This is a genomic window from Methylobacterium sp. J-030, from assembly GCF_022829545.1.
Lineage (GTDB): Bacteria > Pseudomonadota > Alphaproteobacteria > Rhizobiales > Beijerinckiaceae > Methylobacterium.
Map to the genome: position 1 here is coordinate 1 of NZ_JAKSYM010000347.1, position 610 is coordinate 610.

Annotated in this window: 2 protein-coding genes; both read right to left on the reverse strand. The window is 71.1% G+C overall.

Annotation, left to right across the window (positions count from 1 at the left end; translation table 11 throughout):
• The coding region (locus MKK75_RS27270) for a hypothetical protein (protein WP_244045617.1) at window positions 1-281 on the reverse strand (281 nt) is incomplete at its 3' end.
• Between the two features lie 88 nt (window positions 282-369).
• The coding region (locus MKK75_RS27275; protein WP_244045618.1) for a hypothetical protein at window positions 370-610 on the reverse strand (241 nt) is incomplete at its 5' end.

Sequence of the window (610 nt, forward strand, 5' to 3'; positions counted from 1 at the left end):
GGTTGGTCGGCCTCGCGGTCGGCGTCGTCCCCGCGCAACCATGTCATCTGCGAGCCGGTCGCGTTCGCGGGCGCGGCCAGGAACGGCTCATCGTCGGCGCCGTCCTCAAGGTCCGCGTCGCCGTCCATGCGGTCCAGCACGGCGATGATGCGGTCAGCCGCGTCGAGGGCGGTCTGTGCCGCCTCCTCCAGGCTGGCGCGGAGCGCGGCGCCCGCCAGCGGCTCCGGGAGGATCGGAGCGGCCGGTTTCGGCCGCGGGGTGAAGGTGAGCACGTCGCCCATGGATCAGGTCTCGGGTCGCGATGAAGGGAAGGCCCGGCGGGATCCGGCCGGGGCGGTACGCACGGCGACAGAAGGGGGAGAACCGCTATCAGCGGCCCTCGCGCTCGGCCTCGGCGTGGGCCAGCAGCTCAGGAGCAAAGGCCTTGATCGCGTCACGGCCGCCGCCGTCGATAGCCGTCACGGCGCACATCGAAAGAAGGGTGTCGCGATGGACCTGTGTGCCGGGCGCCTGGCCCCAACCTTCCAGTTCGGCCGCACTCTCCACCCCGTTCACGTCCTCGCCCAGCCAAGGCATCAGCTTCCCTATCCCATTGGTCCGGATTCCCCAC